This window comes from Leptospira kanakyensis, from assembly GCF_004769235.1.
Lineage (GTDB): Bacteria > Spirochaetota > Leptospiria > Leptospirales > Leptospiraceae > Leptospira_A > Leptospira_A kanakyensis.
On the sequence record NZ_RQFG01000019.1, the window covers coordinates 194,580 to 218,573 of the forward strand.

A 23,994-nucleotide genomic window follows, 5' to 3' on the forward strand; every position below is an offset into this window, starting at 1 on the left:
GGTCGGGAGAATCACGAATTAAATTTCTGCTAGTTCTGCACTACGAAACGACACGTAATTGTCGTTAAATGGAATTTCCACCCGAGCTACGGTGCGGTCTCCATGAGTGATGATGCGAAATAGGTTAGGGTCAACCCCTTCGTTTTTGAGTAGAATCATGATGAGGGCAATTCCAAGTCCTGCACCTTCCGTATTGTCCATATTGTCCATATAGAATTCGGCGATGTCATTGTATCCCATGGACTTCTTCATTTTTTCTCGCATCCGGGCTTCTTCCGTTTTGATGACCGGAGTGTTGTTTGTCACTTCTACCAGAAGTCCGTCCAAACAGTAATGGAATTTGATTTGAACGTAAACGCCGCGAGCAAGGCAACGTTTTCCGTATTCATCTGCCATCTTCTCTGAAAACTTTTTAGAATACTCTTTGATTCCTTGGAGGTAATCACTTTCGTCTGTGATGTCGAGGCCTTCATCTTCAAAAAACACACGTTTTTGATTGGCTTTGATTCCATTGATGGTCAGTTCTTTGGAGATTGTATAAAGCATCTCCACAAATTGGGATTGTCCTACTTCAGAAAGGATGTTTGTGATGAGACCTAAAACATACTGTTCTAGTTGGCGATTCATCCTTGAGGATCTTACGACAATTTTGGATTTTGCCTTTACCAAATCGGGGATTTGTGTTTCTAATTCTACAAAGGGTTTCGCCACGAATCATTCCTTAAAGTGGGGGACTTATCCCACATGGTTCTATTATCGAACCGGGAAATCCACAACTAAAATCTCAAGGGAAATTCATTGTTTTTCCTGTTTTTTTGCCATTTCTATGAAATAAACTCATTTTCCATTGACCAAAGAGCCTCATTTAAAATAGTGTAAAAAACCTAGCCTCGCTTGGAAACCCGCGCTTGGGTGGGAAACGTTTTGCCCTCTTAGCTCAGTGGTAGAGCACTTCCATGGTAAGGAAGGGGTCACCAGTTCAAGCCTGGTAGAGGGCTTGTTTTAGGGCTGTAGTTTAATGGTAGAACTAGGATCTCCAAAGTCCTTGGTGGGAGTTCGATTCTCTCCAGCCCTGCCAGACTACAGAATATATAGAATTAGAGAACAGGACAAGGATCAATGAAAGCTACGAGTTTCATTCAGGAATGTAAAGCAGAACTTGAAAAAGTACATTGGCCAACGCGCCAAGAGGTAGTGAGTTCTACCGTTGTAGTCCTAGTTACAGTATTTATCTTTTCCCTATTTTTATCAGCTTCGGATTTTGTTTTCCTGAAACTGTTAAAGTGGTTCTGGGCATTAGGAACATAGGTAGGGAAGTGGGCGATTCTTTAGATAAAAAATGGTATGTTCTTCAAACTTATTCCGGTCACGAGAATAAGGTGAAAACAAACATTGAGAAGATGGTCCAACAACAAAAGCTGGAAGACCAAATTTTCGCGGTAAAAATTCCTTCAATGGAAGTTGCCGAAATGAAAAACGGCAAGAAGAAGGTCACAAAGAAAAAACTCATGCCGGGTTACGTTCTCGTTGAGATGAACATGACCGATGACCTTCGATTTAAAATCCAGAACTTACCTTCTGTGTCTACGTTTGTAGGCGGAAAAGGAAAAGGTCCGGAGCCACTTTCACTGGATGAGATCAAAAATCTCTTCAGCGATGTGGGAAGTGTGGAATCGGAAGAAGTTTCGAGACCTCGTTTCCTATTCAAAGTGGGCGAAACATTGAAAATTATAGATGGTCCGTTTGCTAATTTCACAGGTCTTGTGGATGAAATTTTCCCTGATAAGGGAAGACTCCGCGTTCGTGTAGAAATTTTCGGAAGATCCACTCCAGTGGAGTTGGATTACCTCCAAGTAAAATCGGAACAATAGAACTGATAGATTGACTTTTAGTAAGGAACTTGAAACGAGATGGCTGCAAAGAAAGTAGTAAAACAAATTAAACTCCAAGTGGAAGCAGGGAAAGCAAACCCAGCTCCTCCAGTAGGTCCCGCTCTTGGTCAAGCCGGACTCAATATTATGGAATTCTGTAAACAGTTCAATGAAAGATCCAAAAACCAAATGGGACTCAAACTCCCTGTGGTCATCACTGTTTATTCCGACAGAAGTTTTACATTCGTAACGAAATCTCCTCCAGCAGCGCTTCTTGTGATGAAAGCGCTTGGGATTCCTGGTGGTTCTGCCACTCCCCACACTGTAAAAGTGGGGACAATCAAACGAGCTCAACTAGAAGAAATTGCAAAAACTAAGATGGAAGACCTAAATGCGAATGATATGGATGCAGCAGTGAACATCATTGCTGGAACTTGTCGTTCCATGGGTGTAAACGTCGAGTAATCATTAGGAAACGGGAACCGAAGAAGTCATGAAACGCGGCAAAAAATATATCCAACTCAAAGAGAAAGTCGATCGCACAAAGGCTTATACCCTTGGTGAAGCAGTCGGTTTGGCAAAAGCTACTAGTTTTTCCAAATTTGATGGAACCTTAGAGATTTCGACTAAAATCAATTATAAATCTCTCCAAAACGTAAGAGGGACAATCTCTCTTCCACACGGAACTGGAAAAACAATCAAAGTTTTGGTTTTCTGCAAAGGAGACAAACAAAACGAAGCAAAGGAAGCTGGTGCGGACTTTGTTGGTGATATGGACTTAATCGAAAAAGTTTCCGGTGGTTGGACTGACTTTGATGCTTGTGTGGCTACTCCTGATATGATGAAGGAAGTAGGTAAACTTGGTCCAGTTCTTGGTCGTAAGGGTCTTATGCCAAAACCAAAAGCAGGAACTGTTACTACTGACGTATCCAAAGCGGTAAAAGAACTCAAAGCAGGTCGAATTGAATACCGCCCTGACAAAGGGGGAGTGGTTCACTTAGGAGTGGGAAAATGTTCCTTCTCTGATGACAAACTTTCTGACAATATCAATGCTGTTGTTGCAGCTCTTATGAAAGACAAACCTTCTGATGCGAAGGGTGATTACCTCAAGTCTTTCTCTGTAGCAGCCACTATGGGAATCGGCGTAAAAGTCGATGTGAAAGAACTAGTAAACGCGAACATATAACGAGTAAGAATCATGGCAAATCCATCTAAAATTGAAGCAGTAGCAGAACTTAAAACTCGTTTGGAAAAACGACCAAACTTTATTTTAGCATCTTACAGCGGTTTAACTGTTGAAGATATGTCCAACCTTCGTGCGAAACTTCGCAAAGAAGGATCGGAGATGAAGGTAATCAAAAACAACCTTTTTCTCCGTGCATTAAAAGAGTCTTCTGAACATAAAAACAACTCCATTGACTTTGGGGATGTTTACAAAGGACCACTTGCAGCTATTTTCTCTCTGGATGCACTTCCAGCAGTAGCAAAAGTTTGTAAGGACTTTGCAAAAGATAAGAAGGAACTCGAAATCAGAACCGGCTATATGGACGGGGAAGTTTTGGGTAAATCTGGAGTAGAGGCGATTGCTGGACTTCCGTCCAAACAAGAACTTCTTGCGCAAGTTGCTCGTGGGATCAATGCTCCTGCAACGCAAATTGCTTCTGGAATCAATCAAATCATGGCATCATTGGCTCGCGCCATCAATGCTGTAGCCGAGAAAAACGGCAATTAGTAATCATAGTGATTAGTAGGATAAGGAGAATATAGGATGTCTGTTGACGCGCTATTAGAACAAATTGGAAGTCTTACATTAGTTCAGGCAGCTGATCTAGTGAAAAAGATGGAGGACAAATTCGGGATTTCTGCTGCTGCACCGGTTGCGGTAGCGGCTGTTGCGGGTGCAGGTGGTGGCGCAGCTGCTGCTGAAGAGCCTGCAACTTTCAATGTAATCTTGAAAGCACACGGTGACAAAAAGATCGACGTTATTAAACTCGTTCGCGAAATCACTGGTCTTGGATTGGCAGATGCGAAAACGCTTGTTGAAGCTGGTGGAAAATCAGTGAAAGAAGGCGTTTCTAAAGACGAAGCTGCTGATATTAAGAAAAAACTCGAAGGTGTTGGGGCTCAAGTAGAAGTTGCTGCTGCCGGTTAATCGGTTGCCAATTTTTAAACCCAGTCTTCAAAAACTTAGAGGCAGGGAGGCCGTAGGCGTCCCCACCTCTATTTTTTCGTTTATCATACCATCTATTATTTTGTTGTCTCTAGGGAGAGTATTCCATGCATACCCGAATGCAAATTAGAAACCGGGTAAATTTCGGTAAAATTACCGACCTCAATTTACTTCCTAATCTTATCTACGTACAAAAAAAATCCTTTGATTGGTTTCTCCAGTCGGAAGTGAAAGATCCGACGAAACGTTTGAACCAAGGATTGGAAGCGGTATTTCGTGAATCCTTTCCAATCGAATCACCAAACAATGATATGGTCATGGAATATGGCCATTATATCTTGGGAGAGCCGAAACGCGATCCGCAAGAATGCAAAGACACTGACTCCTCCTTTGCAGTTCCCTTAAAAGCAGTCATTCGACTCATCATCAAAGATACCGGAGAGATCCGGGAACAAGTTGTCTACATGGGAGATCTTCCTGTGATGACAGACCACGGAACTTTCATCATCAATGGTGCGGAAAGGGTAGTGGTAAGCCAGCTTCATAGATCCCCTGGTATTTTCTTTTCTTATGACCAAGTGCGTGATACTTTCTCGGCACGGGTCATTCCTTACCGAGGTTCTTGGTTGGAATTCGAAATGGACAACAAGGGAATCCTTGTGGCCAAAATCGACCGTAAGAAAAAATTTCCTGCAACCTTACTTGTAAAAGCAATGGGTATGGGAACGAACGAAGAAGTGCTTCGTTTGTTCTATGGATCTTCCAAAATGAAGATTGCTGGTGCCAATCCAAAAGACCTCAAACGTCTGATTGGTCGCCGAACTATTGCTGATATCATCAACATGGAAACGGGCGAGGTTATGCTCGATGCTGGTTCCAAAATCAATGAGGATAATATCTCCATCCTTCGTGAAATGAAGGTAAAAGATGTGGATGTCATTGAATTTCCGAAAGGAAAAGACAACCCAGTTCTTATCAACTGTCTTGAAAAAGACGGTGTCAACGACTACGAAGATGCAGTGAAAAAATTTCACACCATCATGCGTCCAGGGGAACCTTCTACGATTGAAAACGCAGAAGCAGAACTGAAACGCCTCTTTTTCTCACCTAAAACTTTTGATTTAGGTGTTGTGGGTCGTTACAAAATCAATAGTAAATTCGAATTCAACAATCCGAAAGAATTTGCAAAAGCAGAAGACCGAGTTTTAAGAAAACAAGACATCATCGAAACCGTTCGTTATCTTGTGATGCTTATGTCGGAAGCAGAAAACTACTATCCGGATGATATTGACCACTTAGGAAACAGAAGGATTCGTTCGGTGGGTGAGCTTATCGCAAACCAATTGAAACTTGGATTCTCACGTGTGGAACGAGTGATCAAAGAAAGGATGACAGTTCAAGAGCCGGAACAACAAACTCCGCAACTTCTCATTTCCATCAAACCAATCACTGCGGTGATCAATGAGTTTTTTGGATCATCGCAACTTTCTCAGTTTATGGACCAAACCAATCCACTGGCAGAACTTACCCACAAACGTAGGTTAAACGCTCTTGGGCCAGGAGGTCTTTCTCGTGACCGAGCAGGTTTCGAAGTTCGTGACGTTCATTATTCTCACTATGGTCGTATGTGCCCGATTGAAACACCGGAAGGTCCAAACATTGGTCTCATTCTTTCCATGTCTAGTTTTGCACGAGTGAACGATTATGGTTTTATTGAAACTCCATACCGCCTTGTGAAAAACGGAAAAGTCCAAAAACAAGTAGAGTATCTCACTGCGGACAAAGAAGAATACCACTATATGGCACAGTCCAATTCGACTGTAGATGATAAGGGAGAATTTACTTCTAAACTTATCTCCACTCGCCATAGAGGGGACTTTCCTTTCCGTAGCCCATCTGAGATCCAATATATGGATCTAGCTCCACTCCAAGTGGTATCGGTATCAACGGCACTCATTCCGTTCTTAGAGCATGATGATGCGAACCGCGCTCTCATGGGATCAAACATGCAACGCCAAGCGGTGCCACTTCTTACGGAAGAAGCTCCTTTTGTGGGAACTGGTATGGAAGCTCGTGCTGCTTATGATGCGGGTGTTTGTATCGTTGCCAAAAAAGACGGTGTGGTTTCGAAAGTAGATGCTACTGGTGTTTGGATCAAAGAAGACCAATCCAAAGAGATTGTTCATTACCCACTCATTAAATTCAAAAAAACCAACCAAGGAACTTGTTTTAACCAAAAACCAAACGTTTCTATGTTACACACAACTACTGGTGGTAAGGTAAGTAAGGTTTCCAAAGAACGTGTGGAGCTAACGACTCCAAACGGGGAAAAAGAAACCCATGACCTTTTCCATTCGGAAGACGTACAATATGTAGCGGTTGTGAAAGAAGGCCAAGACTTAGGAATTGGTGCTCCGGTTGCCGGACAAATCATCAAAGGTGAAAAATACGGTGACTTCGGTCAAATCCTACAAAAAGGAACTGTTCTTGCCAATGGCCCATCCACTGATGCTGGTTACTTGGCACTTGGTCGTAACGTACTTGTTGCGTTTATGCCTTGGGAAGGATACAACTTTGAGGATGCGATTCTTATCTCGGAACGAATCATCAAAGACGATGTTTTCTCTTCCATTCACATTGAAGAATTCGAAATCCAAGCTCGGGAAACCAAACTCGGACAAGAACAAATCACTCGTGACATTCCAAACCTATCGGACAAAGCGTTCCGTGATTTGGATGAGTCTGGTGTGATCCGTGTGGGTGCCGAAGTGAAACCAGGGGACATCCTTGTTGGTATGGTCACTCCCAAAGGAGAAACCGACCTTACTCCTGAATACAAACTATTACACTCCATTTTTGGAGAGAAGGCAAAAGAAGTAAGAGATTCCTCTCTTCGTATGCCAAACGGTTTCGAAGGAACTGTCATCGATATCAAACGTTATTCCCGTGAAACAGGCGATGAACTCGCTGCTGGCGTGGAAGAAATGGTGAAAGTCTATGTGGCTCGTAAACGTAAACTCCTCGTGGGTGATAAGATGGCGGGTCGTCACGGAAACAAAGGGGTCGTTGCTCGTGTGATGGCACAAGAAGATATGCCATACATGGAAGACGGATCTCCTGTTGATATCGTGCTTAACCCACTTGGGGTTCCTTCACGGATGAACCTCGGTCAGATTTTCGAAACTCAACTTGGGTTTGCTGCTAAAAAACTAGGGATCAACTTTGAAACTCCCGTGTTTGATGGAGCTTCCGAAGGAGACGTTCATGAATTCTGCAAAAAAGCGGGATTACCAGAAAACAGCAAATTTCAGTTATACGACGGAAGAACGGGAGAGAAATTCATCAACCAAGTATTCTGTGGATACATTTACATGTTGAAACTGGCTCACTTGGTGGATGACAAAATCCACGCAAGATCTACTGGACCTTACTCACTCGTAACGCAACAACCACTCGGTGGTAAAGCGCAGTTCGGGGGACAAAGGTTAGGGGAGATGGAAGTTTGGGCTCTTGAGGCTTATGGTGCATCACACACCTTACAAGAGTTACTCACCATCAAGTCAGACGACATGCTTGGACGTGCAAGAATTTACGAAGCGATAGTAAAAGGAATCCACTCGATCAAACCGGGAATTCCAGAATCGTTCAACGTTCTTGTTCAGGAACTCCGAGGACTAGCTCTTGATATCATCATCAAAGACTCCGAAGGATTGGAAGTGGATATCTCTGATTACGAAGATGAATTCTCGAAAAACAAAAAGAAAATCAAATTCGAGACCATTGAAAACGTTTAGGGAAGGGAAAAAGTATGAGAAATTACAATAGTTTTGAATCGATTACGATCCGTTTGGCATCACCCGAGCGGATCAAAGAGTGGTCGTTCGGGGAAGTTAAAAAACCTGAAACGATCAACTACCGTACCCTAAAACCGGAACGAGATGGTCTTTTCTGCGAAAAAATCTTCGGAACCACGAAGGATTGGGAATGTTACTGCGGTAAGTTCAAATCCATCCGTTATAAGGGAGTGGTTTGCGACAAATGCGGGGTTGAGGTAACTCACTCCAAAGTGCGTCGTGAAAGAATGGGCCATATTGAACTTGCGGCTCCCGTATCACATATTTGGTACTACCGTTCGGTTCCTTCTCGTATGGGTCTCCTTCTTGATATGACCATCAACCAACTCAAAAGTGTTCTTTACTTTGAGAAGTATGTGATTATCGATCCTGCTGATTCCGGAAGGAACAGAGGCGAGCTCATCGATGAAGATGAATACCATAATTATTTAGATGAATACGGTGATAAATTTATCGCAGGTATCGGTGGGGACGCCATCAAAGAACTTCTCGCACGTATCGACGTGGATGCAGAAGCTCGTGTGATCCGCCAAAAGATCCAAGATAAAAATAAAATCTCCGACAAACGTATTTTCAAACGCCTAGAAGTTTTGGAAGCGTTCCGGGATTCCGGAAACCGTCCTGAGTGGATGGTTCTGGATGTAGTTCCAGTGATCCCACCAGAACTTCGTCCGATGGTGCAATTAGAGGGGGGACGTTTTGCAACGTCCGACCTTAACGATTTGTATCGTCGAGTGATCAACAGAAACAATCGTCTCAAACGACTTCTTGCATTGAAAGCTCCTGAGATCATCGTACGAAACGAAAAACGTATGTTACAAGAAGCAGTAGATGCTCTTTTTGATAACAGCCGTCGCAAACGCACTGTGAAAGGAAAAGGAAATCGACCACTGAAATCGATCTCCGACATGCTCAAAGGAAAACAAGGCCGGTTCCGCCAAAACCTACTCGGTAAACGTGTGGATTACTCTGGTCGTTCCGTAATTGTAGTTGGTCCTGAACTCAAATACCACCAAATGGGTCTTCCTAAAAAAATGGCTTTGGAACTTTTCAAACCATTCATTATGAAACGCCTTGTGGATTTGGAACTAGCACCAAACATCAAATCTGCGAAGAAAAAAATCGAAGCAGAAGACAAAGAAGTTTTTGATGTTTTGGAAACTGTGGTGAAAGAACACCCGGTTCTCCTGAACCGTGCTCCTACACTTCACAGACTAGGAATCCAAGCATTTTTACCAGTCCTTGTAGAAGGAAAGGCAATCAAACTCCATCCTCTCGTTTGTCACGCGTTTAACGCCGACTTTGACGGGGACCAAATGGCAATCCACGTACCGCTTGCTCCAAAGGCACAGCTCGAAACTTGGATGCTTATGTTATCACCGCATAACATTTTGAATCCTGCGAACGGACAACCGATTTGTGGACCAACACAAGATATCGTTCTTGGAATTTACTACTTAACTTCTGAAGTAAAAGACGCTAAAGGAGAAGGAAAATTCTTCACTGGTCTGGAAGAGGTAATGTATGCGATTGAAACGAAAACCGTAGAAATTCGCTCCAAAATCTCCGTTCTTCATGAAGGGAAAATCATCGAAACCACACCGGGAAGACTTATCTTCAACCAAGTGATGCCAAAAGGGTATGTTTATATCAACAGAACCCTCGGTGATAAAGAAACAAACAAAATCATTGCAGACGTATACGAGAAGTTTGGGCCAGGGATCACGGTTGTGATGCTTGATGAAATCAAACGACTTGGTTACCGTTATGCGACTGTATTTGCTCCTACGATCTCGATTGATGACATCCGAGTTTCTCCTCAAAAAGAGGGTCTTGTCACTGATGCCAACAAAGAAGTAGAAAAAGCGGATATGGAGTATCGTAAAGGTATCATCACGAACGAAGAACGTCGTAAAAAAGTAATCGAGATTTGGACCAAAACCAATGACCGAATTACTGACGGGATGTTTAAGGAACTCGAAAAAGACCAAGGTGGATTCAATCCAGTATTCGTGATGGCAGCATCCGGAGCTCGTGGTTCCAAACAACAGATCCGTCAGCTCGCAGGGATGCGGGGACTTATGGCGAAACCGTCTGGGGAAATCATTGAACTTGCGATTCGTTCCAACTTCCGTGAAGGTCTCGGGGTATTAGAATTTTTTATCTCCACACACGGTGCGAGAAAGGGTCTTGCGGATACGGCGTTAAAAACTGCCGATGCGGGTTACCTCACTCGTCGTCTTGTGGACATCTCTCAAGATGTGATCGTATCGGAAGATGATTGCGGAACCAAAGCAAACATCACTCTCGGAATTGTAAAAGAAGGGGAAAACGTTATCGTTTCTCTTGCGGACAGAGTGTTCGGTCGTTATACGGCAGAAGACCTTGTGGATCCAGTTTCCGAAAAAGTGGTATTTCCGAAAGACACTCTCATCACAAGAGCTCTTGGACAACAAATTGAAAACCTTGGTTACGATAAAATCAAAGTAAGATCACCTCTGACTTGTAGATCACGCCACGGAATTTGTACAAAATGTTACGGTATGGACATGGCTCGCCTTGTGCCTGCTGAGATTGGGGAAGCAGTGGGAACCATTGCGGCTCAGTCCATTGGACAACCGGGAACACAGCTTACGATGAGAACTTTCCACGTGGGTGGTGCGGCATCTGCTACCATTTCAGAAAGAGAACATAAAGTTCCTTATCGCTCTATCGTAAAATCAATTAACGGTCGTCTTGTGACTAACGCAAACTCTGCAAAAGTATTTGCTCGTCGCGGAACGATCATCGTCAACAGGCTGATCCAAGAATTCAATACCGATTCACTTTCCAGTGTTCGTGTTGTCGATGGACAAAGACTGGAAAAAGGGGAAGTATTTGCGACCCAAGTTGGCGAATCAACAGAACAACGAATCACTTCAGACCAAGCGGGAACTGTTTCTCTTGTAGGAACCACTCTTCGTATCTTGGGTGATGACTTTGTGATTCCAGTAAAAATCGGAACCATCCTTCGTGCAGAAGAAGGCCAAATCGTAGAAGAAAACAAAGCACTCGCTGAGTTTGACCCTTTTAACGAAGTGGCAGTATCAGAAACCGCAGGAACCATCCAATGGGAAGATTTAGAAATTGGTAAAAACGTTCGTCGTGACGTAGATCCAAAAACTTCCAATATCATTTTGAAAGTTGTAGAACAAAAGAAAGATCGTCTCGTTCCGAAAGTCATAGTTGGTTCTGATGGATACTCTGTCCCTGTGGACGCACTCCTCCAGTTCCAAAATGGAGACAAGGTTCGAGAAGGGGATATCATCTTCAAAATTCCATCAGTTGCAGAAAAAACTCGTGATATCACGGGTGGTCTTCCACGGGTAGATGAACTTTTCGAAGCTCGTCGTCCGAAAGATGCCTGCACACTGGCAGAAATCGATGGAAAGATCGAAGACAAAGGGGAAATCGTAAAAGAAAAACGAATTCTCTATATCATCCCAGAAACTGCAGAACAAGAAAAAGTAAAAGTAGCCATCCCTGTCGGAAAACAAATCCGTGTGCGCCAAGGTGACTTTGTGAAACGAGGAGACCAGTTGGATGAAGGAAACTTTGATCCGCATGATATCCTTGCCATCAAAGGACCAAATGCCCTTCACGAGTATTTGGTTTCTGAGGTTCAGGAAGTTTACCGTCTGCAAGGGGTTCATATCAACGATAAACACATCGAAGTTGTGGTTCGTTCGATGCTTCGTAAGGTAATCATCACTGATAGTGGGGACACATCGTTTGTGAACCAACAACAAGTGGATAAATTCCTCTTTGATGAAGAAAATGACCGCGTGGAAAAAGAAGGGGGATCTCCGGCACAAGGAACTCCTGTCCTTCTGGGATTAACAAAAGCATCCCTTAACACAGAGTCTTATTTCTCTGCAGCGTCCTTCCAAGAAACCACTAAGGTTTTAACGGATGCGGCCATCAAAGGAAAAACAGACAACCTCATGGGTCTGAAAGAAAACGTCATCATTGGTCATATGATTCCTGCGGGAACAGGTATGAAAAAATACCGTGACATTGAAGTTTTCAAGGATCTTCCAGGAGACTTGGATTGGGATTTGGAATCGGAAGAAGAGGAAGAAGAAGTTTCTGAACTTTCAGAATCAGCTCCCGTTTCTACTGCCACACTTTCTAGACTTGTTGCCGAGGAGGACGAGGATGAAGATGAGTTGGAAGAAGAATCAGACGACTCAGATGATGAGGACGATGACGATTAGTCACTAACAGAAGTCACTAGAAATCATCTAAATTAGATGGTTTCTGGGGACAAAAATCATGTTTTCGTTTACAGAATGTCCCTATCTGGAATTTTGGACGAAAACGTCATTATTTTTTTAAAGACAGAGAAGTAGAAGAAGGAATCGAATGCCTACAATTAACCAGCTCATCCGCATTGGAAGAGAAGACCAAAAGAAAAGAACTAAATCTCCTGCCCTAAAAGCATGCCCACAAAGACGTGGAGTTTGCACTAGGGTAATGACCTTTACTCCTAAAAAACCGAACTCAGCTCTTCGTAAAGTAGCAAGGGTTCGCCTCACTACTGGAATTGAAGTGACTGCTTACATTCCTGGTGAAGGCCATAACCTCCAAGAACACAACGTGGTTCTCATCCGTGGGGGAAGGGTAAAAGATTTACCAGGGGTTCGTTATCATATCATTCGTGGAACACTGGATACACTCGGTGTAGACAAACGTCGTAAAGGACGTTCTAAATACGGCGCTAAGCGTCCTAAAGCGTAATCGGAGAAAGGTATATGTCTAGAAGAAGAGGAAAAGTTGAACCACGCCACATCGAAGGCGATCCTAAATACAATGACAAGGTGATTTCTAAGTTTATCAACTGCCTAATGGTAGATGGTAAAAAAAGTGTCGCTGAAGCCGTGTTCTACGATGCATTAGAAGTAATTGCTAAAAAAACAGGACAAGATCCTTTTGCAGTTTTCCAAGAAGCATTGGAAAATGCAAAACCACAAGTGGAAGTAAAATCCCGCCGAGTGGGTGGTGTTACTTACCAAGTACCAATTGAAGTTCGTCCAGAAAGACGTCTTGCACTTGGTATCAGATGGCTTATCAAATACAGCCGTGGTAGAAACGAAAAATCAATGAAGAACAAATTGGCTGCAGAATTTATGGAAGCGCAAAAAGGCACCGGATCTGCGATCAAGAAAAAAGAAGACATCAGAAAGATGGCAGACGCCAACAAGGCTTTCTCCCACTACCGCTGGTAGTCTCATCCATTCGATTCCAAACATTGATAAGCCAGGTGAAAACCTGGCTTTTTTATTTTAGCGCACAAAAATCATGAAATACCGAACAGTTGGAATTTTTGCACATATTGATTCGGGTAAAACCACACTCACCGAACGAATCTTATTTGAAGCAGGTAAAATTTCTGCTGTCGGTTCCATTGAAGACGGGAACACGGAATCGGATTCTTTACAGGAAGAAATTGACCGAGGAATTTCCATTCGCACCACATTTCATTCCCTTCCATGGAATACAAATTTTGGTGAGTTCAGGATCCAACTCGTAGACACACCGGGTCATATTGACTTTCGTAACCAAGTCACAGACCTTTTGCCTGCTATGGAAACTGCCATAGTTGTTTTGGAGGCAGGGACTGTGGTGCAATCACAAGCCCGCCTTGTCATTGAGGAACTAACAAAAGCCTCTGTTCCTATGGTGTTTTTTATCAACAAACTGGATAGGTTTGGAGATGATTACTTGGACACTCTTGTGTCTTTAGAAGAAATTTTAGGCGGAGCTCCTGTGGCTCTCTTTCAGAAAGACGAATTGGGAAAATTGGAATACTATTTCCAGCACCCTTCCGCTTTTCCAAAAACAGTAAAAGAAGAATTAATTTCCTGGAGCGATGATCTGATGATTTCCTCCTGGAACGATCCTTCTGGCCAAACGGACTTTTCGATGATTGGGTTACACACGGGCCCGAAGGCCGGGAAACTCTATCCTGTTTACGGAGGTTCTGCGAAAACGGGGGAGGGAGTTCGGGAACTTTTGGATTTGGTACTTTGGACAGAACCAAAAGAAACAGAAGATCCTTCTTCTCTTGCCTTGCCAATGCTTGTCCTCTCGAGAAGGACTAATCCTGAGTTTGGTCGGTATGCGGTCGTTTATCCAACACGTGATATCCGCTTGGATGAGATCCAGTCTTTATGGAAGCAGTTGCTAACCAATGGAGAGGAGAACTCCACCCGCCGAGCGAAAGGAAATTCTATAGAGGAAAATCCCTTTCATTTCCTAGATCCAGAAACAGAAGAAACACTCACTACTTTACAAAAGGGTAAATTGGTTTTCCTAAAAAATCACTTGGATCTAGTTCTATTGCCCGCCAAGTCAGTGGTCCAAACAAATGGCCTTCCTTCCGAAGAAGAGGGCCCACCTTCGGATCGTTCCCAAAGCCCTTTCTCTGTGGTCTTGGAACCAGACGAATCATCGGAGAAAGAGTTTTGGTTATGTCGCCTGGAAGAACTGGTTTGGGAAGATCCAGGGTATGTGCTCCAAAACAAGGAAGATACCGGACAGTTGGTACTCCTTGGCCGAGGAGAACTCCATTTGGAAATTGGAATCCGAAGGGTAATGGAAAGAACCGAAAAAAAACTCAATTTTAGTTCGATAAACATTGCCAAATTAGAGCATCTTAAAAAAATGTCTCATAAGGTTGCCCTAGAGCATCGTGCCTTTGAAGATCAAAAATCAAGCGGCGCGCTCATCGCAGTCCTGGAAGATACTGCCGATTTTTCGAAGCATATTGCCTTCGAGGTAAGTCTTCCGGAAGAAGTAAAAAATTCGATAGAAACGTCCTTTTTGGAAGCCTGCTTACACGGGTTCTACGGTGAGGAAGTTGTAGGTCTTAGACTTCGTGTTCTCTCTTACGAGATGCCGAAGGGAGACGTGCAAATCACTTTGACGCTTTTGAAAGTAGCGATACTGGCAGGTGTAAAGGAATTGTTTCCATCCAACACATATTTGGTCGGACCCCTCACGGAAATAGAAGTGATGGTGGACGCAGACCACTTAGGTGTAGTTCTTTCTGATCTAAGTCGCAGAAACGCTAAGGTGGTCTCCATCGAGGAAGCTGTGGCAGGGAAGAGTCACTTAAAAGCCAATGCACCGGCCCAAAACCTGCTTGGCTTTTCAGGGGCTCTTAGAAACATGACCAAAGGGATTGGCATTTCTTGGGAAAGGACTGCTTTTACCTATGAATTTCATGCAGTTTTAAAGGAGTAAAGAACCGAGGATCGGGTCTTGCACCACGATTGAGGAGTAGATTCTAACAATGGCTAAAGAAAAATTTGACCGTTCAAAACCACACTTAAACATCGGAACTATTGGTCACGTTGACCACGGTAAGACAACCCTAACAGCAGCAATCACTACAACGCTTGCGAAGTTAGTTGGTGGAAAAAATAAAGCGATTGCTTATGACCAAATCGACAATGCGCCCGAAGAAAAGGCTCGTGGGATTACTATTGCAACGTCTCACCAGGAGTATGAAACTCCAAACCGTCACTACGCACACGTAGATTGCCCGGGACACGCGGACTATGTTAAAAACATGATTACTGGTGCTGCTCAGATGGACGCTGCGATTCTCGTAGTATCTGCAACTGACGGTGCTATGCCACAAACTAAAGAACACATCCTTCTTGCTCGCCAAGTAGGGGTTCCTTACATCGTGGTTTACCTAAACAAAGCTGACATGCTCGCTGCTGATGAAAGAGACGATATGGTTGAGATGGTTAAAGAGGAAATCAAAGACCTTCTTAACAAATACAACTTTCCTGGTGATAAAACACCTTTCATCTCTGGTTCTGCATTAAAAGCTCTTGAAGGTGAAGATTCTGACTTAGGAATGAAATCCATTCTTAAACTTATGGAAGCTGTTGATACTTACGTTCCAAACCCTACACGTATTGTTGATAAACCTTTCCTTATGCCAGTTGAGGACGTATTCTCAATCACTGGTCGTGGAACTGTTGCAACTGGTCGTGTGGAGCAAGGTGTTCTTAAGATCAACGACGAGATCGAAATCGTTGGTATCCGTGATACATCTAAATCAGTTGTTACTGGTATTGAGATGTTCCGTAAACTACTCGATCAAGCAGAAGCTGGAGACAACATTGGTGCTCTTCTTCGCGGAACTAAAAAAGAAGACATCGAAAGAGGTCAAGTTCTTGCGAAACCGGGTACTATCACTCCACACAGAAAATTTAAAGCGGAAGTTTACGTTCTTACTAAAGACGAAGGTGGACGTCATACTCCATTCTTTAACAACTACCGTCCTCAGTTCTACTTCAGAACTACAGACATCACTGGTGTTTGTAACCTTCCTGGTGGAATGGAGATGGTTATGCCGGGAGATAACGTTACGATGTCAATCGAACTTATCCACCCAATTGCTATGGACCAAGGTTTGAAGTTCGCTATCCGTGAGGGTGGAAGAACAATTGGTTCTGGTGTTGTTGCGGAGATCGTTGAGTAATCCCAATGGCTGGACAAAGAATTCGCGTTAAGTTAAAAGCTTTCGATCATCGGTTGATTGACCAATCAACCTTTGAAATCGTTGCGACTGCGAAGAGGACCGGAGCTACTGTCTCCGGTCCAATCCCACTTCCAACGAAAAAAGAAATCTACACGGTATTACGTTCTCCGCACGTGAATAAAAAAGCTAGAGAACAATTTGAAATGAGAACTCACAAGAGACTCATCGATATTTTAAATACGAATGAAGATACGGTAGAAGCCCTGATGAAGCTTCAACTCCCTGCTGGAGTTTCCGTAGATATTAAATCCTAAGGATAGGATCCATGGCTAAAGGTTTAATCGGCGAAAAATTGGGCATGGCCCACATATTCAATAACGAAGGTAAAATGGTTACTGTAACTGTTTTACGCGTGGGTCCTTGTTTTGTGTCCCAGGTAAAAACATCTGCGAACGACGGCTACGAAGCGGTTCAATTAGCATTTGGTGATGCCAAAGAAAAACACATGACGAAGGCCGAAGTTGGACACATTAAAAAAGCTAACATTGCAGCTCCTAAAAAAACTCTGATTGAATTCAAAGGTTTTGAGGATGTAGCAGTTGGTGCTGAGGTAAAACTCGCTGATGTGTTTGCTTTGAACGACACGGTGAAAGTAACCGGAACTTCTAAGGGAAAGGGAACACAAGGTGTTGTTAAACGACACGGTTTTGCTGGTGGTCCTGCTGGACACGGTTCCAGATTCCAAAGACATCCTGGTTCGATTGGTTCTAACACAACTCCTGGACGTGTGTTCAAGGGTTTGAAAATGGGCGGAAGAATGGGTTCTGAACAGAGCACTGTTCGAAACCTGAAAGTAGTAAAAATTGATGCAGACGCCAACTTGGTATTTGTATCCGGTCCGGTTCCAGGAAGAGAACGCGGTATCGTTACGATAGAGAAAATCGGATAAATAAATAGATAGGTAGAACATGAAAGCGCGTAAATACAATAAAGAAGGCGTATTCGTAAGCGAAGTTGAACTTCCGGCAGAATTATTTGCTACCGGCATTTCGCTTGGAGCCATCTATGATGCGGTTAAAGCTGAAAATGCGAACAACAGACAAGGAACACATTCTACTAAAGATCGTTCCGAAGTTCGCGGTGGGGGAATCAAACCTTGGGCTCAAAAGGGAACTGGTCGTGCAAGACAAGGATCCATTAGAGCTCCACATTTCGTTGGTGGTGGTATCATTCATGGACCAAAACCAAGAGATTATTCCTCTAACTTGTCACGCAGCGTTAAGAAAAAGGCTGTTCTCTCCATCCTTAACAAAAAGGCAGAAGAAAACAGAATCGCGATCATAGAAGACGTAGAACCTTCTTCTTACTCCACAAAATCCATCTACAACATTTTGAAGAACATGGAAATTGCGGAGAAGGGTAACGTGGGTTTTGTGGTAGCTGGTGAAAACCAATTCCTCAAAAAATCCACTCGCAATATAGAGAACCTCAAATATGTGAACAGCAAACGAGTCGTTTGCCGAGACATCCTCTATAATAACAATTTAGTAATCTCTGAAAGCGCTTTGAAAGAGCTTCAGGCACAGTATTCTAAGAAAGGATAAGACAGTGAACCTAGAGAATGTAATCTTATCACCAGTTGTTACAGAAAAGTCGCAAGACCTTCAATCAATTGGAGAACGTATGGGAAAAAGAACTGTCAAGTATACGTTCAAAGTCCACCCGGATGCGAACAAAACTTTGATCAAACAAGCCCTGAAACAAATGTATAACGTTGTTCCAACTGCTGTAAACGTAGCCGTTTACCGTGGGAAAATGAAACGTTTTAGAAACATGCCGTCCCCAAGACCTCACTACAAAAAAGCTGTAGTGACGTTTGCTGACGGAGCAAATTTGGATTTTGCTAAGGTTTAATTATGGGAATTAGAAAACTTAAACCCACAACGCAGTCTAGCCGGTATTATTCCGTTCTAGATTTCAAAGAAATCACTGAAGTGGTTCCTTACAAACCACTCACTGCCAACATTTCTTACAAAGCTGGTCGTGACAATAAGGGACGTATCGCTGTTAGACGCAAAGGTGGACGTAACAAAAGAAAGTTCCGGATCATCGATTTCAAACGTAATAAATTTGGAATCCCTGCGACTGTAAAAACAATCGAATACGATCCAAACCGTTCTGCTTTTATTGCTCTGGTCTGTTATGCAGATGGAGAATACCGATACATTTTAGCTCCTAACGGCTTAAAAGTTGGGGATAAAATTGAATCAGGTGCTAATGCAGAGATCAAACTAGGGAACACACTTCCTTTGGATAAAATCCCTGCAGGAACTAACGTTCACAACATTGAACTTCATATCGGAAAAGGCGGTCAAATCGCTCGCACAGCAGGATCTTTTGCTGTGATCTCCGCTAAAGATGGTGACTATGTATCTCTCAAACTTCCTTCTTCGGAAATCCGAAAGGTTCGTAAAGAGTGTTTAGCGACTATCGGAGAACTTTCCAATAAAGACCATAACTTGGTCATCATTGGAAAAGCGGGACGTAACCGTTGGTTAGGAAAGAGACCGAAAGTAAGAGGGGTCGTTATGAACCCTGTGGACCACCCACTCGGTGGTGGTGAAGGTAGAACTTCCGGAGGTCGTCACCCAGTGACTCCTTGGGGTAAACCTACGAAAGGATTTAAAACACGTAAGACTAGACCGTCTGACCGTTTTATTGTCCAAAGACGTAAGAAAAACAGGAATAGGTAGGATCTAGATACTCATGGCTAGAAGCTTAAAAAAAGGTCCGTTCATTGACGACCACCTCATGAAAAAAATTACGAGCCTAAACTCTGAAGGGAAAAAAACTCCCTTCAAGTCTTGGTCAAGAAGAAGTACCATTTATCCAGATATGATTGGTCATACAGTCATGATTCATAATGGCAAAGCGTTTGTTCCTGTTTATGTAAACGAAAACATGATCGGTCACAAACTCGGTGAATTTGCTCCCACTAGAACCTTCAAAGGTCACGGTGGAGACAAAAAAGTAGCGAAGAAATAGGTAGAGAGATGGAAGCAAAAGCAGTAGGAAAACACCTCAGAATTTCTGCCAGAAAAGCTCGCCTGGTTGCTGATGAAGTTCGTGGATACGATTATAAGGAAGCCATTGATATCTTGCGTTTTACTAATAAAGCAGCAAGTTCAATGATCATCAACCTTCTCAACTCGGCAGTGGCGAACGCAGTCCAAATGAACGAAAGTTTGGATCCAAGTTCACTTTATGTTAAAAAAATCTATGTGGATGACGGCCCTATCATGAAACGTTTCCGCCCAAGAGCACGTGGTCGTGCTTCTCGGATCCGTAAACGCCTAAGCCACATCACTGTTGTTGTATCTGAAATCGAAAAGAAGGTTAGCTAATTTATGGGTCAGAAAGTAAATCCAATCGGACTACGAATCGGAATCACACGTAATTGGGATTCGGTTTGGTTTTCCAAACAAGATTACATTAAAAATCTTCACGAAGATATCAAGATCCGTAGATTCCTTCAGAAGAAATTCAAAAACGCATCCGTTGTTAAGATCGTAATCGAAAGATTCCCTGAAAAAATCAACGTAAACCTCCATACTTCTAAACCAGGTATGGTGATTGGTCAAAAAGGCCAAAACATTGAAGCGGTAAAACAAGAACTTAAAAAATACGCTGATAAACCGATCGGAATGAACATCATCGAAGTGAAAAAACCAGAAGTGATTGCACAAGCAATTGCGGAAACGGTTGCCCTTCAAATCGAACAAAGGATGCCATTCCGTCGAGTGATGAAAGCAGAACTTCGTCGTGCGATGCGCGGTGGAGTGGAAGGTGTGAAAATCCAAATCTCTGGACGTCTCAACGGAGCGGATATGGCACGAACTGAAAAGTATATGGAAGGACGAGTTCCTCTTCATACTCTTCGTGCTAAAATTGACTTTGGATTCAAAGAAGCCCTCACGACTTTCGGACAAATTGGTGTGAAAGTATGGACTTATACAGGTGACTACTTCCCAACTAAGGAAGAGTCTGATGAAGATAAATACGCTGTAAAACGTAGAACTAGTTAAGAAGTACTAAAGAGAAACAATCATGTTAGCACCTAAACGAGTAAAATTTAGAAAACGCCAAAGAGGGCGCTTAAAAGGTAAGGACGAAAGAGGTTCTTACGTTGCGTTCGGTGAGTATGGTCTAAAAGCCATCTCTTCCGGTCGTATCACTGCGCGACAAATCGAAGCTGCAAGGATTACTATCAACCGCCAAGTGAAACGAGGTGGGAAATTGTGGATCAGGATCTTCCCTCATTTACCAATCACAAAGAAACCTGCCGAAACTCGTATGGGTAAAGGTAAAGGTAACCCAGAATTCTGGATTGCTGAGATTCGTCCAGGCCGTGTTCTTTTTGAGATGGCTGGAATTGATGAGGAAACAGCAAGAAAAGCACTTCACCTAGCAGCGTTTAAACTGCCGGTAGAAACTTCATTTGTTAAGAGGAACGTTCTATGAAAGACGATTTCAAATCACTATCTCCTGAAGATTTGAAGAAAGAAATTCTTTCCTCTTCCGAAGAAGTAAGAAAAGCAAGATTTCAATTTGGTGTCACAAGATCTCTTGAGAACCCAAAAGGGATCCGCAATCATAAGAAGAGAATTGCCCAAGCGTTAACTGTACTTCGTGAGAAGGAACTAGCTGCAAAGGGCAAACTCAAACAAATCGCACCGAAAGCTGGTTCGGCTCCTAAAGCTGCAAAAACAAGCAAAGGTAAGAAGAAGTAGGTTATGGAAGATAAAAACTCTAAAAAGTCTTTAACCATTCAAGGTGTAGTTGTGAGCGATGCTATGGATAAAACTGTAGTGATCGAAATCATCACAAGAAAAGTGCACCCACGGTTTAAGAAGATTATGACCAGAACTTCCCGCGTGAAAATTCACGACGAGAAGAACGAGTGTCAAGTTGGTGATCGAGTCATCGCTGTGGAAACAAGACCACTTTCTAAGCAGAAACACCATAAACTTGTAAAGGTAATTGAGAAGGCGAAATTAGTATGATCCAACAAGAAACTATTTTACAAGTAGCCGATAACTCGGGTGTGAAAAAAGTCATGTGCGTTAAAGTGCTTGGCGGTTCCAAAAAACGCTACGCTACGCTTGGTGACGAAATCATCGTCGCTGTTAAGGAAGCACAACCTGCATACGGTCTTCGTGACGGGCAAGGAAAAAAAGTGCATAACAAAGCAGTTCAAAGAGCAGTTGTTGTGAGAACGAAAAAAGAAGTTCGTCGTCCAGATGGAACTTACATTCGTTTCGATGACAATGCCGTTGCCATCATTGATGACAAAGGGAATCCAAAAGGAACCAGGATCTTCGGACCTGTTGCCCGTGAACTTCGCGATAAAAAATACATGAAAATTATATCTCTCGCTCCGGAGGTTCTCTAGAATGGCAGCTAAATTAGCATATAGAGGCTCCGAGCCCACTAAATTCAAGAAAACGAAAATCAAAAAGGACGATGAAGTTCTTGTGATTTCCGGTAAAGAAAAAGGAAAAAAAGGGAAAGTTCTCGCTGTAGATAAACGCAAAGACCGCGTTTATATCGAAGGTGTGAACAAAAGAAAAAGATTCGTGCGCCCAACCCAAGAGAACCCTCAAGGTGGAGCGATCGAAATCGAATTCCCAATCCATATTTCCAATGTGATGTTTCACGATGCAAAAGCAGAGAACAAAGCGAAGCCAAAGAAGAAAATTAAGGCTGTACGCTTGGGCTTTGCCAAGAAGGATGGTAAATCCGTACGAGTGACTCGACCAGAAGGGAAAGAAGTATAGTTATGGTACCTAGGCTTAAATCAAAATACGAGAAGGAAATTCGTCCTACACTCCAAAAGTCACTCGGCTTTCAAAGTGTGATGCGAGTTCCCAAACTAGAAAAAATCGTGATTAACGTTGGTATGGGCGAAGCTCACACCAACCCAAAAGCGATGGAAGCTTGTTTGGTAGAAATTGGCCAAATCACAGGCCAAAGACCGGTGAAAACATTCGCTAAGAAGTCCATTGCGGGTTTCAAAGTGAGAGAGGGAATGGTGCTTGGTTGCAAAGTTACCCTTCGTGGTCATCATATGTATGAGTTCCTTGACAGATTCATTAACGTGGCTCTTCCACGGGTTCGTGACTTTCGCGGAGTTAATCCAAAAGGTTTCGACGGTCGAGGAAATTATAACCTGTCCGTAAAAGAACAGATCATCTTCCCTGAGATTCATTTTGATAAAATCAATACTATCTATGGGATCAATATCACTTTCGTAACGAACACGGAAGTGGACAAAGAAGCGTTCGAATTATTCCAAGCCTTCGGTATGCCTTACCGAGCGGCAGGTAAGTAGGAGATTTATCATGGCGAAAAAATCAATGATGGAACGCCACGCCAAAGAGCAAAAATTCAAAGTGAGAGAGTACAATCGTTGCCCTCTTTGTGGTCGATCACGCGCTTATTTGCGCCGCTTTGATATGTGTCGTCTTTGCTTCCGGGACCTTGCTAGCAAGGCTCAGATCCCCGGTGTGAAAAAGTCCTCCTGGTAATTAGGTTAAGGTAAGTATGAGTCTTTCAGATCCAATCGCAGATATGCTAACAAGAATCAGAAACGCACAACAAGCTAAACATGAGCTTTGTGTGATTCCTGGTAGCAAAATCAAAAAGTCCATCCTAGATCTTCTTAAAGAAGAAGGTTTTGTTGATGATGTTCAAACAGTAAAAAATGGAAGTTTTGATGACTTCCAAGTGAAATTAAAATACGACACGGAAAAAAAACCGGTAATTCGTATGATCGAGAGAGTTTCCACTCCAGGTCGTCGCGTTTACATCCAATCTGGTGAAATCCGTCCGTTCCGAAATAACATCGGAACCCTCATCCTTTCGACTTCGAAAGGTGTGATGACTGGGAAACGTGCTCGTAAACTCAGAGTAGGAGGGGAAGTTCTCTGTAAGGTATTCTAGAGAACGATATCACCATGTCTCGAGTTGGAAAAAGTATTATCAAATTGCCTGCAAAGGTAGAAGTGAAAGCAGAAGCTGAAGCCCTTACAATCAAAGGGCCTTTAGGGGAACTAAAAACTCCACTTTACGAAGGTGTCAGCGCCAATGTAGAAAACGGCGAATTAGTTTTTACTCGCAAAAGTGAAGACCAAAAGACTGTGGCGCTCCACGGTCTCGTTCGCTCTCTTGCGATGAACTGCGTAAAAGGTGTGACAACTGGTTGGGAAAAAAACTTAGAAATCACTGGGGTCGGTTACCGTGCACAAAAACGTGGTAAAGATCTAGTGATGGCTCTTGGATATTCTCACGAAGTGGTTTTCCCTGAACCTACTGGTATCAAAATCGATGTTGCAGATCAGCTAAAAATCAAAGTATCGGGAATTGACCGACAACTGGTTGGACAAGTTGCGGCTGACATTCGTTCGAAAAGACCACCTGAACCTTACAAAGGGAAAGGGATCAAATATCAGAACGAATACATCCGTAGAAAGGCCGGAAAAACCGGTAAGAAGTAGA

The 23,994-nt window shown here is 43.1% G+C and carries 30 protein-coding genes and 2 tRNA genes; 31 read left to right on the plus strand and 1 reads right to left on the minus strand.

Going from position 1 to position 23,994, the window contains the following annotated elements; genetic code table 11:
* Positions 1–18 precede the first annotated feature (18 nt).
* The gene (locus tag EHQ16_RS15175) at positions 19–711 is read right to left on the minus strand and encodes a histidine kinase (protein ID WP_135632106.1); all 693 of its coding nucleotides are present in this window, start codon (positions 709–711) and stop codon (positions 19–21) included.
* 215 nt (positions 712–926) lie between these two features.
* On the opposite strand from EHQ16_RS15175, the gene EHQ16_RS15180 reads away from it, so the two are divergent.
* The 31 genes from EHQ16_RS15180 to rplF all read left to right on the plus strand — a co-directional run bounded on the left by EHQ16_RS15180 (position 927) and on the right by rplF (position 23,993).
* Positions 927–998: transfer RNA gene (locus EHQ16_RS15180), tRNA-Thr, on the plus strand.
* Between the two features lie 6 nt (positions 999–1,004).
* Positions 1,005–1,078: transfer RNA gene (locus EHQ16_RS15185), tRNA-Trp, on the plus strand.
* Positions 1,079–1,119: 41 nt separating this feature from the next.
* Positions 1,120–1,308: a preprotein translocase subunit SecE gene (gene secE, locus EHQ16_RS15190; protein WP_002973751.1), complete on the plus strand. Its 189-nt coding sequence runs from the start codon at positions 1,120–1,122 to the stop codon at positions 1,306–1,308.
* A gap of 8 nt (positions 1,309–1,316) precedes the next feature.
* Entirely contained in the window at positions 1,317–1,871 is a 555-nt protein-coding gene (gene nusG, locus EHQ16_RS15195; protein ID WP_002973653.1) for a transcription termination/antitermination protein NusG, read from the plus strand.
* 39 nt (positions 1,872–1,910) lie between these two features.
* Positions 1,911–2,336 carry a 50S ribosomal protein L11 gene (gene rplK, locus EHQ16_RS15200; RefSeq protein WP_135632107.1) on the plus strand — a complete coding sequence of 142 codons (426 nt, stop codon included), beginning with the start codon at positions 1,911–1,913 and terminating at the stop codon, positions 2,334–2,336.
* A gap of 28 nt (positions 2,337–2,364) precedes the next feature.
* Entirely contained in the window at positions 2,365–3,057 is a 693-nt protein-coding gene (rplA, locus tag EHQ16_RS15205) for a 50S ribosomal protein L1 (protein WP_135632108.1), read from the plus strand.
* Positions 3,058–3,069: 12 nt separating this feature from the next.
* Positions 3,070–3,603: a 50S ribosomal protein L10 gene (gene rplJ, locus EHQ16_RS15210; protein WP_100743131.1), complete on the plus strand. Its 534-nt coding sequence runs from the start codon at positions 3,070–3,072 to the stop codon at positions 3,601–3,603.
* Between the two features lie 36 nt (positions 3,604–3,639).
* The gene (gene rplL, locus EHQ16_RS15215) at positions 3,640–4,023 is read left to right on the plus strand and encodes a 50S ribosomal protein L7/L12 (RefSeq protein ID WP_004783509.1); all 384 of its coding nucleotides are present in this window, start codon (positions 3,640–3,642) and stop codon (positions 4,021–4,023) included.
* Positions 4,024–4,148: 125 nt separating this feature from the next.
* The gene (gene rpoB / locus EHQ16_RS15220; protein ID WP_135632109.1) at positions 4,149–7,835 is read left to right on the plus strand and encodes a DNA-directed RNA polymerase subunit beta; all 3,687 of its coding nucleotides are present in this window, start codon (positions 4,149–4,151) and stop codon (positions 7,833–7,835) included.
* A gap of 14 nt (positions 7,836–7,849) precedes the next feature.
* Entirely contained in the window at positions 7,850–12,151 is a 4,302-nt protein-coding gene (gene rpoC, locus EHQ16_RS15225) for a DNA-directed RNA polymerase subunit beta' (RefSeq protein ID WP_135632110.1), read from the plus strand.
* Between the two features lie 148 nt (positions 12,152–12,299).
* Positions 12,300–12,674 carry a 30S ribosomal protein S12 gene (gene rpsL, locus EHQ16_RS15230; protein ID WP_004783543.1) on the plus strand — a complete coding sequence of 125 codons (375 nt, stop codon included), beginning with the start codon at positions 12,300–12,302 and terminating at the stop codon, positions 12,672–12,674.
* A 14-nt stretch (positions 12,675–12,688) separates the two neighbouring features.
* Complete coding sequence (gene rpsG, locus EHQ16_RS15235; protein WP_015678186.1) at positions 12,689–13,162, plus strand: 30S ribosomal protein S7; 474 nt, start codon at positions 12,689–12,691, stop codon at positions 13,160–13,162.
* 73 nt (positions 13,163–13,235) lie between these two features.
* Positions 13,236–15,182 (plus strand): elongation factor G-like protein, encoded by a 1,947-nt coding sequence (locus tag EHQ16_RS15240; RefSeq protein ID WP_135632111.1) that lies wholly within the window; start codon positions 13,236–13,238, stop codon positions 15,180–15,182.
* A gap of 49 nt (positions 15,183–15,231) precedes the next feature.
* Positions 15,232–16,437, plus strand: coding sequence for an elongation factor Tu (gene tuf, locus EHQ16_RS15245; protein WP_002974170.1), 1,206 nt, complete (start codon positions 15,232–15,234; stop codon positions 16,435–16,437).
* A gap of 5 nt (positions 16,438–16,442) precedes the next feature.
* Positions 16,443–16,751: a 30S ribosomal protein S10 gene (gene rpsJ / locus EHQ16_RS15250; RefSeq protein ID WP_002974412.1), complete on the plus strand. Its 309-nt coding sequence runs from the start codon at positions 16,443–16,445 to the stop codon at positions 16,749–16,751.
* An 11-nt stretch (positions 16,752–16,762) separates the two neighbouring features.
* Complete coding sequence (gene rplC / locus EHQ16_RS15255; RefSeq protein WP_002974191.1) at positions 16,763–17,386, plus strand: 50S ribosomal protein L3; 624 nt, start codon at positions 16,763–16,765, stop codon at positions 17,384–17,386.
* Positions 17,387–17,405: 19 nt separating this feature from the next.
* Positions 17,406–18,041: a 50S ribosomal protein L4 gene (gene rplD / locus EHQ16_RS15260; RefSeq protein ID WP_002973655.1), complete on the plus strand. Its 636-nt coding sequence runs from the start codon at positions 17,406–17,408 to the stop codon at positions 18,039–18,041.
* 4 nt (positions 18,042–18,045) lie between these two features.
* Entirely contained in the window at positions 18,046–18,351 is a 306-nt protein-coding gene (locus EHQ16_RS15265; RefSeq protein WP_004783612.1) for a 50S ribosomal protein L23, read from the plus strand.
* 2 nt (positions 18,352–18,353) lie between these two features.
* Positions 18,354–19,190: a 50S ribosomal protein L2 gene (rplB, locus tag EHQ16_RS15270; protein WP_020777805.1), complete on the plus strand. Its 837-nt coding sequence runs from the start codon at positions 18,354–18,356 to the stop codon at positions 19,188–19,190.
* Between the two features lie 13 nt (positions 19,191–19,203).
* The gene (gene rpsS, locus EHQ16_RS15275; protein WP_100743125.1) at positions 19,204–19,482 is read left to right on the plus strand and encodes a 30S ribosomal protein S19; all 279 of its coding nucleotides are present in this window, start codon (positions 19,204–19,206) and stop codon (positions 19,480–19,482) included.
* An 8-nt stretch (positions 19,483–19,490) separates the two neighbouring features.
* On the plus strand, positions 19,491–19,841 hold the full coding sequence (rplV, locus tag EHQ16_RS15280) for a 50S ribosomal protein L22 (RefSeq protein ID WP_004783773.1): 351 nt from the start codon (positions 19,491–19,493) through the stop codon (positions 19,839–19,841).
* Positions 19,842–19,844: 3 nt separating this feature from the next.
* The gene (gene rpsC, locus EHQ16_RS15285; RefSeq protein WP_100790762.1) at positions 19,845–20,522 is read left to right on the plus strand and encodes a 30S ribosomal protein S3; all 678 of its coding nucleotides are present in this window, start codon (positions 19,845–19,847) and stop codon (positions 20,520–20,522) included.
* A 22-nt stretch (positions 20,523–20,544) separates the two neighbouring features.
* Complete coding sequence (gene rplP / locus EHQ16_RS15290; protein WP_002974545.1) at positions 20,545–20,958, plus strand: 50S ribosomal protein L16; 414 nt, start codon at positions 20,545–20,547, stop codon at positions 20,956–20,958.
* The gene (rpmC, locus tag EHQ16_RS15295; protein WP_135632112.1) at positions 20,955–21,227 is read left to right on the plus strand and encodes a 50S ribosomal protein L29; all 273 of its coding nucleotides are present in this window, start codon (positions 20,955–20,957) and stop codon (positions 21,225–21,227) included. The genes rplP and rpmC overlap by 4 nt, the downstream gene beginning before the upstream one ends.
* Before the next feature lie 3 nt (positions 21,228–21,230).
* On the plus strand, positions 21,231–21,500 hold the full coding sequence (gene rpsQ, locus EHQ16_RS15300) for a 30S ribosomal protein S17 (RefSeq protein ID WP_012388932.1): 270 nt from the start codon (positions 21,231–21,233) through the stop codon (positions 21,498–21,500).
* The gene (gene rplN / locus EHQ16_RS15305; RefSeq protein WP_002974152.1) at positions 21,497–21,889 is read left to right on the plus strand and encodes a 50S ribosomal protein L14; all 393 of its coding nucleotides are present in this window, start codon (positions 21,497–21,499) and stop codon (positions 21,887–21,889) included. The genes rpsQ and rplN overlap by 4 nt, the downstream gene beginning before the upstream one ends.
* A gap of 1 nt (position 21,890) precedes the next feature.
* Positions 21,891–22,274, plus strand: coding sequence for a 50S ribosomal protein L24 (rplX, locus tag EHQ16_RS15310; RefSeq protein ID WP_135632113.1), 384 nt, complete (start codon positions 21,891–21,893; stop codon positions 22,272–22,274).
* A gap of 2 nt (positions 22,275–22,276) precedes the next feature.
* Positions 22,277–22,828: a 50S ribosomal protein L5 gene (gene rplE, locus EHQ16_RS15315; RefSeq protein ID WP_004783730.1), complete on the plus strand. Its 552-nt coding sequence runs from the start codon at positions 22,277–22,279 to the stop codon at positions 22,826–22,828.
* A gap of 10 nt (positions 22,829–22,838) precedes the next feature.
* Positions 22,839–23,024 carry a type Z 30S ribosomal protein S14 gene (locus EHQ16_RS15320; protein WP_012476296.1) on the plus strand — a complete coding sequence of 62 codons (186 nt, stop codon included), beginning with the start codon at positions 22,839–22,841 and terminating at the stop codon, positions 23,022–23,024.
* Positions 23,025–23,040: 16 nt separating this feature from the next.
* Positions 23,041–23,439 carry a 30S ribosomal protein S8 gene (gene rpsH / locus EHQ16_RS15325; protein ID WP_002973604.1) on the plus strand — a complete coding sequence of 133 codons (399 nt, stop codon included), beginning with the start codon at positions 23,041–23,043 and terminating at the stop codon, positions 23,437–23,439.
* 14 nt (positions 23,440–23,453) lie between these two features.
* Complete coding sequence (gene rplF / locus EHQ16_RS15330; RefSeq protein ID WP_002973724.1) at positions 23,454–23,993, plus strand: 50S ribosomal protein L6; 540 nt, start codon at positions 23,454–23,456, stop codon at positions 23,991–23,993.
* Position 23,994 lies beyond the last annotated feature (1 nt).

What these genes read in the sequence shown, in the direction of transcription:
- secE (WP_002973751.1), top strand. Translation starts at nt 1,120, where the DNA reads ATGAAAGCTACGAGTTTCATTCAGGAATGTAAAGCAGAACTTGAAAAA.
- rplK (WP_135632107.1), top strand. Translation starts at nt 1,911, where the DNA reads ATGGCTGCAAAGAAAGTAGTAAAACAAATTAAACTCCAAGTGGAAGCA.
- rplA (WP_135632108.1), top strand. Translation starts at nt 2,365, where the DNA reads ATGAAACGCGGCAAAAAATATATCCAACTCAAAGAGAAAGTCGATCGC.
- rplJ (WP_100743131.1), top strand. Translation starts at nt 3,070, where the DNA reads ATGGCAAATCCATCTAAAATTGAAGCAGTAGCAGAACTTAAAACTCGT.
- rplL (WP_004783509.1), top strand. Translation starts at nt 3,640, where the DNA reads ATGTCTGTTGACGCGCTATTAGAACAAATTGGAAGTCTTACATTAGTT.
- rpoB (WP_135632109.1), top strand. Translation starts at nt 4,149, where the DNA reads ATGCATACCCGAATGCAAATTAGAAACCGGGTAAATTTCGGTAAAATT.
- rpoC (WP_135632110.1), top strand. Translation starts at nt 7,850, where the DNA reads ATGAGAAATTACAATAGTTTTGAATCGATTACGATCCGTTTGGCATCA.
- rpsL (WP_004783543.1), top strand. Translation starts at nt 12,300, where the DNA reads ATGCCTACAATTAACCAGCTCATCCGCATTGGAAGAGAAGACCAAAAG.
- rpsG (WP_015678186.1), top strand. Translation starts at nt 12,689, where the DNA reads ATGTCTAGAAGAAGAGGAAAAGTTGAACCACGCCACATCGAAGGCGAT.
- EHQ16_RS15240 (WP_135632111.1), top strand. Translation starts at nt 13,236, where the DNA reads ATGAAATACCGAACAGTTGGAATTTTTGCACATATTGATTCGGGTAAA.
- tuf (WP_002974170.1), top strand. Translation starts at nt 15,232, where the DNA reads ATGGCTAAAGAAAAATTTGACCGTTCAAAACCACACTTAAACATCGGA.
- rpsJ (WP_002974412.1), top strand. Translation starts at nt 16,443, where the DNA reads ATGGCTGGACAAAGAATTCGCGTTAAGTTAAAAGCTTTCGATCATCGG.
- rplC (WP_002974191.1), top strand. Translation starts at nt 16,763, where the DNA reads ATGGCTAAAGGTTTAATCGGCGAAAAATTGGGCATGGCCCACATATTC.
- rplD (WP_002973655.1), top strand. Translation starts at nt 17,406, where the DNA reads ATGAAAGCGCGTAAATACAATAAAGAAGGCGTATTCGTAAGCGAAGTT.
- rplB (WP_020777805.1), top strand. Translation starts at nt 18,354, where the DNA reads ATGGGAATTAGAAAACTTAAACCCACAACGCAGTCTAGCCGGTATTAT.
- rpsS (WP_100743125.1), top strand. Translation starts at nt 19,204, where the DNA reads ATGGCTAGAAGCTTAAAAAAAGGTCCGTTCATTGACGACCACCTCATG.
- rplV (WP_004783773.1), top strand. Translation starts at nt 19,491, where the DNA reads ATGGAAGCAAAAGCAGTAGGAAAACACCTCAGAATTTCTGCCAGAAAA.
- rpsC (WP_100790762.1), top strand. Translation starts at nt 19,845, where the DNA reads ATGGGTCAGAAAGTAAATCCAATCGGACTACGAATCGGAATCACACGT.
- rplP (WP_002974545.1), top strand. Translation starts at nt 20,545, where the DNA reads ATGTTAGCACCTAAACGAGTAAAATTTAGAAAACGCCAAAGAGGGCGC.
- rpmC (WP_135632112.1), top strand. Translation starts at nt 20,955, where the DNA reads ATGAAAGACGATTTCAAATCACTATCTCCTGAAGATTTGAAGAAAGAA.
- rpsQ (WP_012388932.1), top strand. Translation starts at nt 21,231, where the DNA reads ATGGAAGATAAAAACTCTAAAAAGTCTTTAACCATTCAAGGTGTAGTT.
- rplN (WP_002974152.1), top strand. Translation starts at nt 21,497, where the DNA reads ATGATCCAACAAGAAACTATTTTACAAGTAGCCGATAACTCGGGTGTG.
- rplX (WP_135632113.1), top strand. Translation starts at nt 21,891, where the DNA reads ATGGCAGCTAAATTAGCATATAGAGGCTCCGAGCCCACTAAATTCAAG.
- rplE (WP_004783730.1), top strand. Translation starts at nt 22,277, where the DNA reads ATGGTACCTAGGCTTAAATCAAAATACGAGAAGGAAATTCGTCCTACA.
- EHQ16_RS15320 (WP_012476296.1), top strand. Translation starts at nt 22,839, where the DNA reads ATGGCGAAAAAATCAATGATGGAACGCCACGCCAAAGAGCAAAAATTC.
- rpsH (WP_002973604.1), top strand. Translation starts at nt 23,041, where the DNA reads ATGAGTCTTTCAGATCCAATCGCAGATATGCTAACAAGAATCAGAAAC.
- rplF (WP_002973724.1), top strand. Translation starts at nt 23,454, where the DNA reads ATGTCTCGAGTTGGAAAAAGTATTATCAAATTGCCTGCAAAGGTAGAA.